Genomic DNA, 13,844 nt, shown 5'->3' on the forward strand with positions numbered 1-13,844 from the left:
GGATGTGCGGTCATCGTAGGAGGCTGCCGGGGTCCGCGGGCTGTGAATTGCGTTGCGATTGTGTCCCGAAGGCAACCTTGTTCTACCGATGTCCCTTAGATTGTGGTCGCTGGTGGGGAGTTGGGGGGAGGTGGGCCGATGCGGCGCGGAAATCGACCGGGCACCGCGGTGCCGGTGCGGGGTGTCGCCGCACTGTGCTGCTGGGCGCTGCTGCTGGTGGTGCTGCTGCCGGTACTGATCCTTCAGTCGCTCGACGCCCGTTTCGGTGCCGCGCTGGCCGTGCAGTGTGTGGTGGTGGTGCACACGGGTGCGGCGCTGGCCCGGGTGCTGACGGACGTCCGGGCGCGGCTGATTGCCCTCGGTTTCTGGCTCTTTTCCTATGTGTGGCTGGGACTCGCGCCGTTGGCGATGCTCGCGACGGACGCCTATCCCCGGGGGTTCATGGTCGACGCGAACACCGCGTTCCTGACAACTGCCGTGGTGGAGACGGGACTTCTCGCCTACAGCGCGGGGTCCGCGGTGGCGTCCTGGCGGTCGTCGCGCACCTCCGTGGTCCTCGAACCGGTGCTGGCCCGGCGGCTGTCGCCGGGGCGGGTGCTGCTGCTGTGCGGTCTGGCACTGCTGCTGGCGGTCGCGCTGATCCCGGGACAGGGCGGACTGTCGGCGTTCTTCCTCAGCCGGCAGGCCGCCAACGAGGCCGCGGCGCAGGCCGCGCCGGCCGCGTCCGCGGACCGGGCGATGGCCGCCTGGGCCCTTTCGGTGCCGGCCTTCTGGGCGCTGGTGGGGCTGGTGCACGTACCGCGGTTCACCGCCGGCGACCGGACCCTGCGCGGCCTGCGGTGGCTGCTGCTGCCGCTGCTGATCGCGGTGAACGTGGTCGTCAACAACCCGATCAGCCAGCCGCGTTTCTGGGCCGGCACGGTCCTGCTGGCGCTGGTCTTCAGCGCCTCCTGGCTGCGCGGACCGCGGGCGTTCCGGCTGGGCGCGGCGGCCGTGGCGGCCGTGGTGCTGGTGGTCTTCCCGTACAGCGACTACTTCCGCTACGACAAGCGGGAGCCGGTCCATGTCGTGTCGCTGGCCGAGCAGTTCACCTCCAACGGTGACTATGACGCGTTCCAGCAGATCGAGACGGGTGTGGACTACGTCCATACGCATGGCTTCACGCCGACGGCCGCGCTGGGGCCCCCGCTGTTCTTCGTGCCGCGTGCCGTCTGGCCCGGCAAGCCCGATGACGCGGGCATCCTGCTCGCCCGGCATGCGGGCTACACCTTCGAGAATCTCTCCGCGCCCTTGTGGATCGAGTCGTACATGTGGGCCGGGTTCCCGTCGGTCATCGCCGTCTTCGGTCTGATCGGCGCGGTGGGGCGGCGCATCGACGACCTCCGGCACCGGCTGCGGCGGCGCCCGGGGACCCTCGCGGCGCTGCTGGTGCCGGCCTTCGGCTTCTACCAACTGGTGCTGCTGCGCGGCAGTTTGATGGCCATCGTGGGCCCGCTCGCCCTGCTGGTCTGCATCCCGCTACTGATCACCCGTAAGCCGGGGCGGCGGACCCTTCCGCCGTCCGCGGCGGATCCCGCACGCGCCCCGGCGTCCCCCGCGCCCCGCGCCGCCTTGCCGCTACCCACAGGAGGAGCACGTACGTGAGCGTCTTCGACGAGCCCGCGGAGGAGCCGGACCAGATCCGGGACCAGCTGCGCCAGCTCTTCCGGTATCGGGCCCTGGTCGTGCTGGGGCTGGTGCTGGGCATGCTCGGCGGTGGCGCCGTTTCCCTGCTCGGCGGTTCGACCTATACCGCGACCGGCGAGGTCGTGGTGCATGCGATCAGTACGGCGCCCTTCGAGGCCGGCGGGGTCTCGGTGGACAAGCAGATCAGCATGGGCACCGAGCGGCAGATCGCGCAGAGCGCGTCGGTCGCGGCCGGCGCGGCCAAGGCCCTGAAGCTGGACACCGTGCCGGCCCGGCTCCAGCGGGATCTGCGGGTGAGCAATCCACCCGAGACCCAGACCCTGATGTTCGAGTACGACGCGGACTCCCCGGACCGGGCGGCCGCGCTCGTCAACGCCTTCGTGCATGCGTATCTGGACTACCGGCAGGACGCCGCGACCCAGCGGATAGACAAGACCGTCAGCAAACTGAGCGCCGAACTCAAGCCGCTCCAGGAGCAGCGCAAGGTGCTGGACCGGCGGATCGCCGCCGGGAGCGGGGGGCGGGCCACCGATGAGTCCGAGCGCAGCAATCTGGTGTCGGAGATAGCGGACCTTCAGGGGCGGATCTCCAGCCTGAAGTCCCTCGACACCACGCCCGGCGACATCGTCCGCAAGGGCGATCCGCCGGCCTTCCCGTCCAGCCCCGGACTCGTCGTGCTGCTGCTCGCCGGGGCCGTGGTCGGGCTGGTGCTGGGCATTCTGGCGGCCTGGGTGCGCTCGGTGCTGGAGCCGCGGGTCCGGTCGGTGGCGGATGTGCAGGACAATCTGCGGGCACCGGTGCTCGGCATCCTGCCGCGCCGGCAGGCCGGTGCACAGCTGCTGGAGGTCGGGCGGACCGGCCGCGGCAACCGGGCGGAGGCATACCGGACGATCGCTTTCCGGCTGGTGCACGACCAGCGCTTCGCGGGACGGGGCAGTCTGCTGGTCGTCTCCCCCCGGGAGCATGCGGAGGCGGTCTCGGTCGCGGTGAACCTGGCCGGTGCGTTCGCCGAGATCGGCAACGACATCCTGCTGGTGGAGGCCGATCTGCGGACTCCACAGCTCGCCCAGCGGCTGCCGCTGCACCACGGTCACGGCCGTCCGGTGCCGGGCAGTTGGGCGGACGGCGAGCGGCTGGCCGTGGACGCGGGGGTGGACGGGCGGTTCGATCTGCTGCCCGGCCGGGAGGTGCCCAACCCGGCGCGTGCCCTGTCCTCACCGCAGTTCGCGCGGCTGCTGAACGCCCCGTCCGGCCCGAACGAGAATGTCGTGGTCGTCACCGGGCCGCTGCTGTCGCACGCGGACGGGCTGGCCGTCGCCAAGCAGGCGGCCGGCGTCGTGGTGGTGTGTGATCTCAACGAGGTCCGCCGGGACGATCTGGACCGGGTCTGGGAGCTGATCACCGGCGCCGGCGGGCACATCCTGGGGGCCGTGCTGGACAAGGGCAGCCGCGGGACGTCACTGCGCCGGCTGACGGACGGCGGACCGACGCACCGCAAACGCGGCCGGGGCCGGGCGCGGACGGCCCCCGTGGCGCCGCCGCCGCGGCCGGGCCCGCCGCCGCCTCTGCTCGGACCGGCACCGCAGGACGGCGCGTCCGTCGACGCCGACACCACCTCGCTGCACAGGTGACGGCCATCCGTCCGGCGGGGGCGGGCGACCGGCCCGCGCCACCGGCGGCGGGCGGGGCCGGCGGGAGCGGGGTCGGCAGCACCGCCCGCGGCAGCATGTTCGGCCTGGCGGGCTCGGCCGCCAACGCGCTGTTCGGGTTCGTCCTCGTCGCCGTCATCACCCATGGCCTCGGGGCCCGCGGGGCCGGCGCGGTGTTCACGGGGGTCGCGGCCTTCACCATCCTGAGCAACGCACTGAAGCTGGGCGCCGATACCGCGCTGGTCCGCTTCGTCTCCCGGGACCTGGAGCTCAGCGGCGGCGCCGGCGTACCGGCCCTGCTGCGGATCTCGGTGCTGCCGACGCTGCTGGCGAGTGCCGCGGGCGCGGCGGTGCTGCTGTGCTCCCCCGGGCTCGCCGGTCTGCTGCTGCCCGAGCTGGATCCGGGCCGGGCCGCCGCGCTCATCCGGCTGTTCGCGGTGTTCCTGCCGGTGACGACGGTGGCACTGGTGCTGCTCGGGGCCACCCGGGGCTACGGTTCGGTGGTGCCCTTCGTGGGCGTGGAGCAGATCGGCAAGCCGGCCCTGCGGGTGCTGCTCGCGGTGCCGCTGGTCCTGGTCGCACCGAGCGTGACCGGGCTCTCCGTGGCCTGGCTGGCGCCCGGGGTGCTGGGTGCGGTGGCCGCCGGCGTCTCGCTGCGCCGGTCCCGCCGGAGGCATCCGGGTTCCGGGCAACCGCCGTCGCAGGCACGGGAGTTCTGGGCGTTCGCCGGACCGCGGGCGGTCTCCTCCGTCTTCGACATCACCGCGGTGTGGATCGGGGTGATCCTGCTGTCGGCGCTGGGCACCGGCACCGACGCCGGCATCTACACGGCGATCGGGCGGCTGGTCACCGCGGGCAGCCTGCTCCAGCTGGCGATCAGACTGGCGGTGGCGCCGCAGATCAGCCGGCTGCTGGCGGCCGGCGACCGGCACGGGGCGCGGCATCTGCACCGGTTGTCCACCCGCTGGATCGCGCTCTTCTCCTGGCCCGTGTTCCTGGTCCTCGCCGCGTTCCCGCGGACCGTGCTGTCGCTCTTCGGGCCCGGCTTCGGCGGGGGCGCGGCGGGGCTGGTGGTCCTGGCGGCCGCCTGTCTGGTCAATGTCGGCGTCGGCAATGCGCAGACGGTCATCCTCATGGCGGGCCGGAGCGTCTGGAATCTGGTGGTTGCGGGCACCGCGTTCGTGGTCCAACTGGGCAGTGGCATCTGGCTGGTTCCGCGCTACGGGGTGCTGGGGGCGGCGGTTTCCTGGGGGCTGGCGATCGTGGTGGACAACGGTGCCTCCGCGCTGCTGGCCCGCTACCGCCTGGGCTTTCGTACCGTCGACCGGGGCTATCGGTGCGCCGCGGTGCTCGGCGTCGTGACGGTGGCGCTCCCGGTGTTCGCGCTGCGGACGCTTTTCGGGGACACCGTTCCGGGCGCGCTTTTAGGAATTGTTTTAGCCATTGGGGCTTTCGGCGCCGCCGTCTGGCGCTATCGTTTGCCGCTGGGGGTAGGGGAGTTCTTCGGGGCGCTGCGCAAGCGTGGTTCGGGAAACTCACCGTGAACATCGGTCCCATTTCCGCACAGAACTCGTCGCGTTCCCACGTCCTACCCTGACAATTCCGATCGCGCCATGCTTCCAGGGGGGACCTGTGCGCCAAAGAAGCAGACCTGTCCATCTCTTGCTCGCCGCCGCGGTGCTCGGCACCGCGGCCACGGCCCTTTCCGCCGGCCCGGCTCAGGCCACCGGCGAAACCACCCTCACCGCCGATCCGCTGCGCACCTGGCAGACCGACGGCATCGTGTGGGCCATGGCCTACGCCAAGGGCATCGTCTATGTGGGAGGCACCTTCAGCCACATCCGGCCGCCGGGCGCCGCCCCCGGCACCGGCGAAGTCGCCCGTACGAACTTCGCGGCCTTCGACGCCAAGACCGGTGAACCGCTGTCGTGCGCCCCGGCGTTCACCGGCGGCACGGGCACGATCCGGGCCATGAAGGCATCGCCCGACGGCTCGACGGTCTACATCGGCGGCTCGTTCGGGAAGGCCGGCCCGGTGGGCCGGTCCAACACGGCCGCCCTCAACACCGCTGACTGCACCATCGGGGCGGACTGGAAGCCGACGGTCAGCTCGACCGTACGGGCCCTCGACGTCACCGACGACACCGTCTACATCGGCGGTGGCTTCGGCACCGTCCAGGGCCAGACCCGCGAACGGGTCGCCGCGCTGCGGCCCGACGGCGAGCTGCTCCCGTTCAAGGCGACGATCCGTGGTTCCTCGGTCGGCAACGACCCCACCCCGGCGGTCAACGCCCTCACGGTCGCTCCGCAGCTCAACAAGGTCATCATCGGTGGCCGGTTCACCTCGGTGAACGGCAGCCTCTTCGGGGTGCACGCGCTCGCCGGGCTCGACGCCACCACCGGCCGGGTCGTCAACTCCTTCACCGGCTGGATCCCCAACCGCTCGGCGGTCAAGTCCCTCGTCAACGACGGGACCAACTTCTATCTGGGCGCCGAGGGCACCGGCGGCGGGGTCTTCGACGGCCGCGCGGCGGGCCGGCTGTCGGACGGCGGGCAGCTCTGGAAGGACACCTGTCTGGGCGCCACCCAGGCGGTCCTGCCGTACAAGGGCGTGCTCTACAGCGGCTCCCACGCGCATGACTGCTCCAACACCCCGGGCGGCTTCACCGACATCGGCAACCGTCAGCACTTCCTGGCGCAGTCGATCTCGGACAAGACGATCCTGCCGTGGTTCCCGGACACCAACGACGGGATCGGCGAGCAGATCGGCCCGCGGGCGCTGACCATGGCGGACGGCGTCCTGTGGGCGGGCGGCGAGTTCACCACCGTCAATGACGCGCCGCAGCAGGGCCTGACCCGGTTCACGGCGGCGCCGGACACCGGGGCGCCGCAGGTGCCGCTGCTCAGCGGTGCGAGCGGGTCCCGGGGCAAGATCACGCTGAACTGGAAGGCTTCGTGGGACCGGGACGACGGTGTCCTGACCTACAAGATCTACCGGGACGGCGAGTATCTGACCTCGCTCAACCAGGACTCGCGCTACTGGAACCGGCCCAACATGAGCTACACGGACACCGTGGAGCCCGGGGCCCAGCACCGGTACTCGATCGAGGTCACCGACGGCACCAATGTGTCCGGGCGCAATGGCCCGGTCTATGTGACCGCCAGAAACTGACCGTCTGCCGAGTGGGGGGTAAATGACGCACCGAGTAGGTTATGCGCCCGGGGTCTACGACCTATTCCACGTCGGGCACCTGAACATTCTCCGGCACGCCAGAAGCCAGTGCGACTATCTGGTGGCGGGTGTGGTCTCGGACGAAATGGCGGTGCAGGCGAAAGGGCAGGCACCGGTCATTCCGCTGGCCGAGCGGCTGGAGATCGTACGCAGCGTCCGATTCGTGGACGCGGCGTTCGTCGAGACGGTGCCCGACAAATTGGAGACCTGGCAGCAGGTGCGGTTCGACGTCATTTTCAAGGGCGACGACTGGCGGGGGACGAGCAAGGGCGACAAGCTCGAAAGGGATTTCGCGACGGTCGGGGTCGAGGTGGTCTATTTCCCCTACACCGTGCACACGTCGAGCACCCTGCTGCGCAAGGTGCTCGACGGGCTCGCGAATTCCGCGTGACCGGCCCGGGGCGCCTGCCCCGGTGAGGTGTCCGTCCCCGGCCGGTCAGCGGCCGGGGGCGGACAGCTCGCGGTACCACTTCACCAGGAACGCCACCATGAACAGCAGATGGGCGACGAGCAGGCAGCAGTACAGCACCAGGAACACGTCCCGGCTGCCGAACAGCAGGAACAGGGCGCAGAAGATCCCGTAGTCGACCGGAAGCAGGGCGACGGAGCGCAGCGTGGAGGCGGGTGCCGTGGGTGCCGGCCCGCCCGCACCGCTCCGCAGCCGGTCGGCGCGCTTGAGCTGTTCGGTGAGGATGCCGCCGAAGAAGACCATCACCGCGGCGAACTGGAAGGCGACGGGTACCAACAGATACCGAGGGTCGGAGAGACCGAAGCGGCGGTAGAACGAGACGAGTACGGCCATGTGGAGGGCGAGCATCTTCGCGCAGTCGACCACATGGTCCAGCCACTCCCCCGCGGCGCTGCCGGTTCCGGTCAGCCGGGCGAGCTGCCCGTCGGCGGAGTCGAGGGCGAAACCGAGGACCAGCGCCGCGAAAATGGCGGCCGCCGCGGCGGGCGAGGGCCGGAGCACCGCAATCATGACCACGCCGGCAAAGGTGAAAAGCCCGCTGATCATGGTGACTTGATTGGGTGTCAGTTTGATGCTGTAGCCCACGGCGGCTAACACCCGGCCGGCCGGCCGGTTCACATAGCGCGAGTACAGGGACACTCCCTTCGCGGATTTCTGGGCCGCAGACAGCTGTCTGATCGCATATCCGAACTGGCTCATGTCCCCCACCTGATGAATGGACCCCCGAAGGAGCAACATCATGGCAGGCAGGACCTCTTCGTCAACCGGTGGCGCCGATCGCCGGACGGTGCTGGCGGGTACGGCCGCGGCGCTGGCGGCCGCCCTCACCGGATGCGAGCCGGCGGCCCCTGCCTCCCGGCAGTCGTCCGACGACGCCAGGGCCCCCGTGGTCACCGGCCACAAGCCCAAGGGCAAGGACGTCATCGATGTGGTCGCGGACTTCGGCGCCAAGGGCGACGGACGCACCGACGACAGCCGCGCGTTCGCCCGCGCGTACTCCTACGCGGCCGGCCGGGTGTGGGACCACATCGGCCGGACCGTGATCGACATACCGGCCGGCACCTACCTCATCCGCAAGCCCCACGCACTGCTCCACGCCCCCGGCGGAAAGCTCAAGGCCAACGGCTTACGGTTCCGCGGGGCCGGCAAACGGATGACACAGCTGCTGTTCGCACCGTCCGACGGCGAGAACGCCTATCTGTGCCGCAACGAGGACAGCTGGGCGAATGTGATGTTCGAGCAGCTGGGCTTTGTCTCCGCCACGCCCGGGGCCTCGTTCTTCTACTCCTACTCGACCGGTCAGGCACAGGACTACCGCTTCACCGAATGCGAGTGGACCGGCGAGTGGACCTACGGCCTGGCCCTCGACGGCAGCAACACCAACTCGGAGATGCGCTGGGACGCCTGCCGGGTGGGCGGGGCGTACCGCAAGGCGTTCCTGTACTCCGGGCTGTCCGAGAAGTCGGTGAGCCACGGCCAGCAGGACCAGTTCCTCAACTACTGGTTCAACGACATGAAGGTCGAGTACGCCTGGGGCAACTTCCTGGAGTTCCCCTACGGGGGTTCCATCACCTGCCGCGGCGGTTCCTACATCGTCACCGGCCGCCGCCCCGAGGACTCCGCTGACTACGGGCGCACCAGCACCTTCTTCCGTTTCCCGCGCGGTCCGCACCACGACTCCGTGCAGCGCTTCCACGCCGAGGACATCCGCTTCGAGGTGCGCCACCCGGACACCGTGGTGATCGACTGCGCCTGGGACAGCGGCACGGTGCACTTCAACGACTGTGACGACACCGCGAACGCCTTCAAGTCCTTCGCCGAGGAGAGCAGCCCCCATCGCTACCGCATCGGCTCCCAGGGCCCGCTCGTGCGCTACGACTCCTGCCAGCTGTCCGGGCAGCACTCCTACGAGCAGGACGGCGGCGGCGCGGGCCCCCGGGCCCGCTATGACATGTGCCGGCTGCGCAATCACTCCCCGCAGGACTTCATCAAGGGTGCGGGCGACCGGGTGAAGTTCGTCGACTGCCTGGGGTCCTGAACGGGCCACGGAGGGCGGGAACCCGGGGGTCCGGAAACGCCGCTGACGTCCTGTGCGTCCGCTCCGCCCCCTCGCCGACGGTGACCAACGGCACACGTACTGGTCAGTAGGATCACTGCCGGCCGGGCCTAGAGTGAGGGCCGCAAGGGCGCCGCCGGGCACCGGCGGCGGCCCGCCCTCCGAGCCGACCAGGGAGACTGCATGCGTTCTCCGAAGGACTTCTTCCGCCCGCTGGCAGTCGGGGCGCCCACACCGGTACGCGAGGTACCGTTCCGGCCGTCCCGGATGATCCACTTCTTCGACCCGGGCAACGAGAAGATGGCCGCCAAGGTGCCGGCCATCGCGCCCACCGTGGACGTACTGCTCGGCAATCTGGAGGACGCGGTCGCCGCCGACCGCAAGGAAGTCGCCCGGTCGGGTCTGGTGAAGATCGCCAAGGCCACGGACTTCGGTGACACCCAGCTGTGGACCCGGATCAACAGCCTGGACTCGCCGTGGGCGCTGGACGATCTGCTGACGCTGGTCACCGAGATCGGCGACAAGCTGGACGTGATCATGGTGCCCAAGGTCGAGGGCGCCGAGGACATCCACTACGTCGACCGGCTGCTCGCCCAGCTGGAGGCGAAGGCGGGGATCCAGCGGCCGATCCTGGTGCACGCCATCCTGGAGACCGCCACCGGCGTCGCCAATGTCGAGGAGATCGCCGGCGCCAGCCCCCGGATGCAGGGCATCTCGCTCGGCCCCGCCGACCTCGCCGCCAGCCGCCGGATGAAGACCACCCGGGTCGGCGGCGGACACCCCGGCTACCTGGTCCGGGAGGACCCGCACGGCGCGGACGCCGACGCGCCGCGGGCCACCTTCCAGCAGGACCTGTGGCACTACACGCTGGCGCGGATGGTCGACGCCTGCGCGGCGCACGGCATCCTGCCGTTCTACGGGCCGTTCGGTGACATCAAGGACGTCACCGCCTGCGAGGACCAGTTCCGCAACGCCTTCCTGCTGGGCTGCGTCGGCGCCTGGAGCCTGCACCCGGTGCAGATCGCCATCGCCAAGAAGGTCTTCTCCCCCGCACCCGCCGATGTCGCCTGGGCCCGCCGGGTCATCGAGGCGATGGGCGACGGCACCGGCGCGGTGATGATCGACGGCAAGATGCAGGACGACGCCACGTACAAGCAGTGCCAGGTGGTCGCCGAACTCGCCGATGCCCTCGCCGCCCGCGACCCCGAGCTGCGCGACGCCTACGCCGCGGCCGAGAAGGAGTAAGACCCGTGTCCGACGCGATCCTGCGACCGCGCCGCTCCGTGCTCTACATGCCCGGTGCCAATGAACGCGCCCTGGAAAAGGCCAAGTCCCTCCCCGCCGACGCGCTGATCCTCGACCTGGAGGACGCCGTCGCCCCGGACGCGAAGGCGGACGCCCGCAAGCGGGTCGCGGCCGCCGCGGCCTCGGGGGAATACGGCTACCGGGAGGTGACGATCCGGGTCAACGGGCCCGGCACCGCCTGGCACGCCGATGACCTCCGGGCCGCCGCCGAGGCCGGACCGGACGCGGTGGTGGTGCCCAAGGTGGACTCCGCCGACACCGTGCGGGAGGTCGAGCGGGCGCTCGAAGCCGCCGGCGCTCCGGACCGTACGGCCATCTGGGCCATGGTCGAGACCCCGCGCGCCATGCTGGACGCCCGTGCGGTCGCCGCTGCCAGCGAACGCCTCACCGTGCTGGTGATGGGCACCAACGACCTGGCGAAGGAGCTGCACGCCGAGCATGTTCCCGGCCGGGCCCCGCTGCTGACCGGGCTGTCCCTGGCGCTGCTGGCGGCGCGTGACACCGGCAAGGCGATCCTGGACGGCGTCTACAACGACGTGAAGAACGCCGAGGGGTTCGAGGCCGAGTGCGTGCAGGGCCGGCAGTTCGGGTTCGACGGCAAGACGCTCATCCATCCGTCGCAGGTCGAACCGTGCAACCGGGCCTTCGCCCCGTCCGCCGACCAGATCGCCCACGCGCGCAAGGTCATTGACGCGTTCGACGAAGCCACCCGCGAAGGGCGCGGGGTGGTCACCGTCGACGGCCGGATGATCGAGAACCTGCATGTCGAGGACGCCCGCCGGATTCTCGCCCTCGCCGAGGCGATCGCCGGACGTTAGGGCTTTTCCGCACCGTCCCACCTGGCTCACGCCCTTCCCGCGACCGCGGGAAGGGCGGCGCGGTTCCAGGGCCGTCACGGTGAATCCCATAATCGGACAGGGTGAACAATCGGGACTGGCCGTTGCTCAGGCTTGGTGGTGTGGGGCATCCGGGATAGCAAGATCCCCGGTTCCCACCATGAGCGCAGGAGCACACAGTGAAGAAATCGGCACGCGTCAATGTCGTGATGGCAGGAGCCTGCGGTCTGCTCCTGGCCGCGGGTACGTTCTCGCCCACCCTGGCGTGGGCCGCGCCGGCCGGCGGCGACGGGGTCTCGAACAGTGACACCATCGCCCGCTTCGACGCCAGATTCCACTGCGCGCACCGGGCCAGGTTCTGTATCAACGGCCCGGTCCTCAGCGGCAATTTCAGGAGATCGCAGAACGTCCATATCTCCGGCACCGTCAGCAACAGCGGCAGCCCGACCAACACCAACGCGAACACCAACGACGACACGGGCGGCACGACCGGCACGGCGACCAAGTCCGGCAACAACGAGCAGCACATCCACCACCACCGCGAGTGAGCCGGCGGGTGCGCGGTGAGCCGCTCCGGTCCCGGGCGTTCCGGGGCCGGAGCGGCTTGTGGCATCGACGCTCTCCGGGCGGCGGTGCCGGACGGCCGAGTGCCGGTGCGACGCGGTGCCGGTGGTCCCTCGGCACCGCGCGGATCAGTGGTGGAAGAGGCCGAGTCCGAGGATGCGCTGGACGTTGTTGCCGCTGCCCGACGAAGCACCCGTGACGGAGTTGGCAGCGTTGGTGGTTCCGTTGGTGTTGGAGAGGTTTCCGCTGTTGTTCGGGTTCCCGTGGTTGATGAAGTTGCCGCTGTTCAGGCTGTTGCCGCTGTGCACCGGCCCGTTCACACAGGCATGCGGGGACGCCAGCACCGGTGACCTGAAGTGGATCTGGCCCAGGCGGTTGTTGCAGACCACCCCGTTGACCGTGCCGTTCAGGGTGCCCACATCGGCGTCCGCCACAGCGGAGAGCAGCGAGTCCGGAAGGGTCACCGCCTGAGCCGCCCCGCCACCGAACAGCACCAGCCCGCACGCCCCGACGACCGTTCCCGCCTGCACAATTCTTCTCACGACGCTCCTCGCCTCTTCATCCGTCTGATGCCAGACGTATCGTGCTGCCGCGGTCGGCCCGCATCGGCGTTCAACCCGCGGGGAGGAAACCCCCGGCGGCCACAATCAGCCGGGTGGCCCACACTCCGGAGGTGACGGCGCGCGTCAGGTGACGCTGTGCGGATGGCAGGCCGTCGCCGAGCGGGGCGGCCAGGACTGGGGGGCGAGGATGCCCAGGACATAGGCGCGGGCGACCAGGGCGGGGCGGGTCGGGGCGTCCAGCAGGTCGCGCAGCCGGCTGAGGTGGTAGTCGACGGTCTGCCGGGAGAGGTGCAGGGACGTGGCGATCTCCGCGTTGCTGTGGCCGGCGGCCAGCAGGGACAGGATGCGTACCTGACTTGCCGTCAGCGGCGGATGGGGATCGTGCGCGAGCCCCTGATGGGTGATGACCGCCCAGACACTGGTGGCGCGGTCCGCGCTGCGGCCCACCGTGGTCAGATGCAGCCGGGCGCGGCGCTGCTGACCGCGGGCGTCCATGAGCACCACGGTCGTCTGGATGCGCCGGCTGCGGCGGGCTATGAGATCGAGCCAGCTGCGGTGCAGCCCCGGTAATTCCGGAGCCGGGCCGAGCACGGTGTGCGCGCGGCGGCCGACGAGGTCGGAGAGCCGGGTCCGCAGCAGTTCGGCGGCCGCGGCGCTGGCCTGCTGGATGCGTCCGCCCGCGGAGATGAGGGCGCACGGCAGACCGCTGTGATCGCGCAGTGCGTGCAGGCTCTCCTCGGCCTCCCGGCGCTGGCGCAGGGCGCGGGTGTAGTCGCTGATGTCGATGTAGATGCCCGCGACGCACCGCTGGCTGCCTTCCCGGACGGGGAAGCGATGGCCGACCGCCTGGCCGCCGGTGCCGTCGAAGCGGTGGTAGGTGAGGGTGTGCCGGACCGGTTTGCCGCGTTCGAGCACCTCCCGGTCCAGGCTCAGGACCTGGGGGGCGTCGGCCGGGCCGTCGACGTCGGCGACGTCCTTGCCGATGATGTGCTCCGGTGTGGTGCCGTACAGATGGGCGTAGGCGTGGTTCGCCCAGAGGTAGCGCCCGTTCCCGTCCCGGATGAAGGCCGCGGCGGGGGCGAGGTCCGCGAAGGCGTCGTAGCGGCGGGGGCCGGCCGTATGGGGGCCGACCTCCACCGCCAGTCCACGGGAGCGGCCCTGCCGGGGCACGCCGAGGGGCCAGTTCACATCGAAGACCCGGCCGTCGAACTGGGCCTGCCAATGGCTGATTTCGGGTGCCTCGGCCGGCCCGGCGAGTTCCTTGCGCACGGTGTCGAGGAACCGCTGGGCGGTCACCGTGTCGCCGAAGGCACCCCCGCCGCTGTCGATCACGCGTAGCTCACGGTCGGCCTCCCACCAGGACACCGGAAGGCGTTCGAGCAGCGACTTCAGACTGGTCTCGTCCACGACGGGCCCCTTAGTGGTGAGGAGATCAACGGGTTTCGGACGGCGCGTCCCCGCCATGCGTATCCCCCGGTGCGGGCA

The 13,844-nt window shown here is 70.6% G+C and carries 12 protein-coding genes; 9 read left to right on the forward strand and 3 right to left on the reverse strand.

Going from position 1 to position 13,844, the window contains the following annotated elements; all coding sequences use genetic code 11:
* Positions 1-138: 138 nt before the first annotated feature.
* The 5 genes from ACFWJW_RS17125 to ACFWJW_RS17145 all read left to right on the forward strand — a co-directional run bounded on the left by ACFWJW_RS17125 (position 139) and on the right by ACFWJW_RS17145 (position 6,957).
* Positions 139-1,644 (forward strand): hypothetical protein, encoded by a 1,506-nt coding sequence (locus ACFWJW_RS17125; protein ID WP_387241190.1) that lies wholly within the window; start codon positions 139-141, stop codon positions 1,642-1,644.
* Entirely contained in the window at positions 1,641-3,317 is a 1,677-nt protein-coding gene (locus ACFWJW_RS17130; RefSeq protein ID WP_387241193.1) for a lipopolysaccharide biosynthesis protein, read from the forward strand. The genes ACFWJW_RS17125 and ACFWJW_RS17130 overlap by 4 nt, the downstream gene beginning before the upstream one ends.
* On the forward strand, positions 3,314-4,879 hold the full coding sequence (locus ACFWJW_RS17135; protein ID WP_387241196.1) for an oligosaccharide flippase family protein: 1,566 nt from the start codon (positions 3,314-3,316) through the stop codon (positions 4,877-4,879). Before ACFWJW_RS17130 ends, ACFWJW_RS17135 begins: the two co-directional genes overlap by 4 nt.
* A gap of 88 nt (positions 4,880-4,967) precedes the next feature.
* On the forward strand, positions 4,968-6,506 hold the full coding sequence (locus ACFWJW_RS17140; RefSeq protein ID WP_387241199.1) for a fibronectin type III domain-containing protein: 1,539 nt from the start codon (positions 4,968-4,970) through the stop codon (positions 6,504-6,506).
* Positions 6,507-6,528: 22 nt separating this feature from the next.
* Entirely contained in the window at positions 6,529-6,957 is a 429-nt protein-coding gene (locus ACFWJW_RS17145) for an adenylyltransferase/cytidyltransferase family protein (protein ID WP_387241203.1), read from the forward strand.
* Between the two features lie 45 nt (positions 6,958-7,002).
* Here ACFWJW_RS17145 and ACFWJW_RS17150 read toward each other — a convergent pair whose 3' ends face one another.
* Positions 7,003-7,734: a CDP-alcohol phosphatidyltransferase family protein gene (locus tag ACFWJW_RS17150; protein ID WP_387241206.1), complete on the reverse strand. Its 732-nt coding sequence runs from the start codon at positions 7,732-7,734 to the stop codon at positions 7,003-7,005.
* A gap of 40 nt (positions 7,735-7,774) precedes the next feature.
* On the opposite strand from ACFWJW_RS17150, the gene ACFWJW_RS17155 reads away from it, so the two are divergent.
* The 4 genes from ACFWJW_RS17155 (at position 7,775) to ACFWJW_RS17170 (ending at position 11,780) form a co-directional block, all read left to right on the forward strand.
* Complete coding sequence (locus ACFWJW_RS17155; protein ID WP_387241209.1) at positions 7,775-9,073, forward strand: glycosyl hydrolase family 28-related protein; 1,299 nt, start codon at positions 7,775-7,777, stop codon at positions 9,071-9,073.
* 201 nt (positions 9,074-9,274) lie between these two features.
* Positions 9,275-10,336 (forward strand): HpcH/HpaI aldolase/citrate lyase family protein, encoded by a 1,062-nt coding sequence (locus ACFWJW_RS17160; protein ID WP_387241212.1) that lies wholly within the window; start codon positions 9,275-9,277, stop codon positions 10,334-10,336.
* A 5-nt stretch (positions 10,337-10,341) separates the two neighbouring features.
* A complete protein-coding gene (locus tag ACFWJW_RS17165) occupies positions 10,342-11,214 on the forward strand; it encodes an HpcH/HpaI aldolase/citrate lyase family protein (RefSeq protein ID WP_387241215.1) in 873 nt (290 codons plus the stop codon).
* Positions 11,215-11,411: 197 nt separating this feature from the next.
* Positions 11,412-11,780: a hypothetical protein gene (locus tag ACFWJW_RS17170; protein WP_387241218.1), complete on the forward strand. Its 369-nt coding sequence runs from the start codon at positions 11,412-11,414 to the stop codon at positions 11,778-11,780.
* A gap of 144 nt (positions 11,781-11,924) precedes the next feature.
* On the opposite strand, the gene ACFWJW_RS17175 is transcribed toward ACFWJW_RS17170, so the two are convergent.
* Together ACFWJW_RS17175 and ACFWJW_RS17180 are read right to left on the reverse strand one after the other, a co-directional pair.
* Positions 11,925-12,326 carry a hypothetical protein gene (locus ACFWJW_RS17175; RefSeq protein ID WP_387241360.1) on the reverse strand — a complete coding sequence of 134 codons (402 nt, stop codon included), beginning with the start codon at positions 12,324-12,326 and terminating at the stop codon, positions 11,925-11,927.
* 156 nt (positions 12,327-12,482) lie between these two features.
* Positions 12,483-13,766 carry a PAS domain-containing protein gene (locus ACFWJW_RS17180; protein WP_387241221.1) on the reverse strand — a complete coding sequence of 428 codons (1,284 nt, stop codon included), beginning with the start codon at positions 13,764-13,766 and terminating at the stop codon, positions 12,483-12,485.
* Positions 13,767-13,844 lie beyond the last annotated feature (78 nt).

The sequence above is a fragment of the Streptomyces sp. NPDC127097 genome (genome assembly GCF_042724075.1).
Taxonomy (GTDB): Bacteria; Actinomycetota; Actinomycetes; order Streptomycetales; family Streptomycetaceae; genus Streptomyces.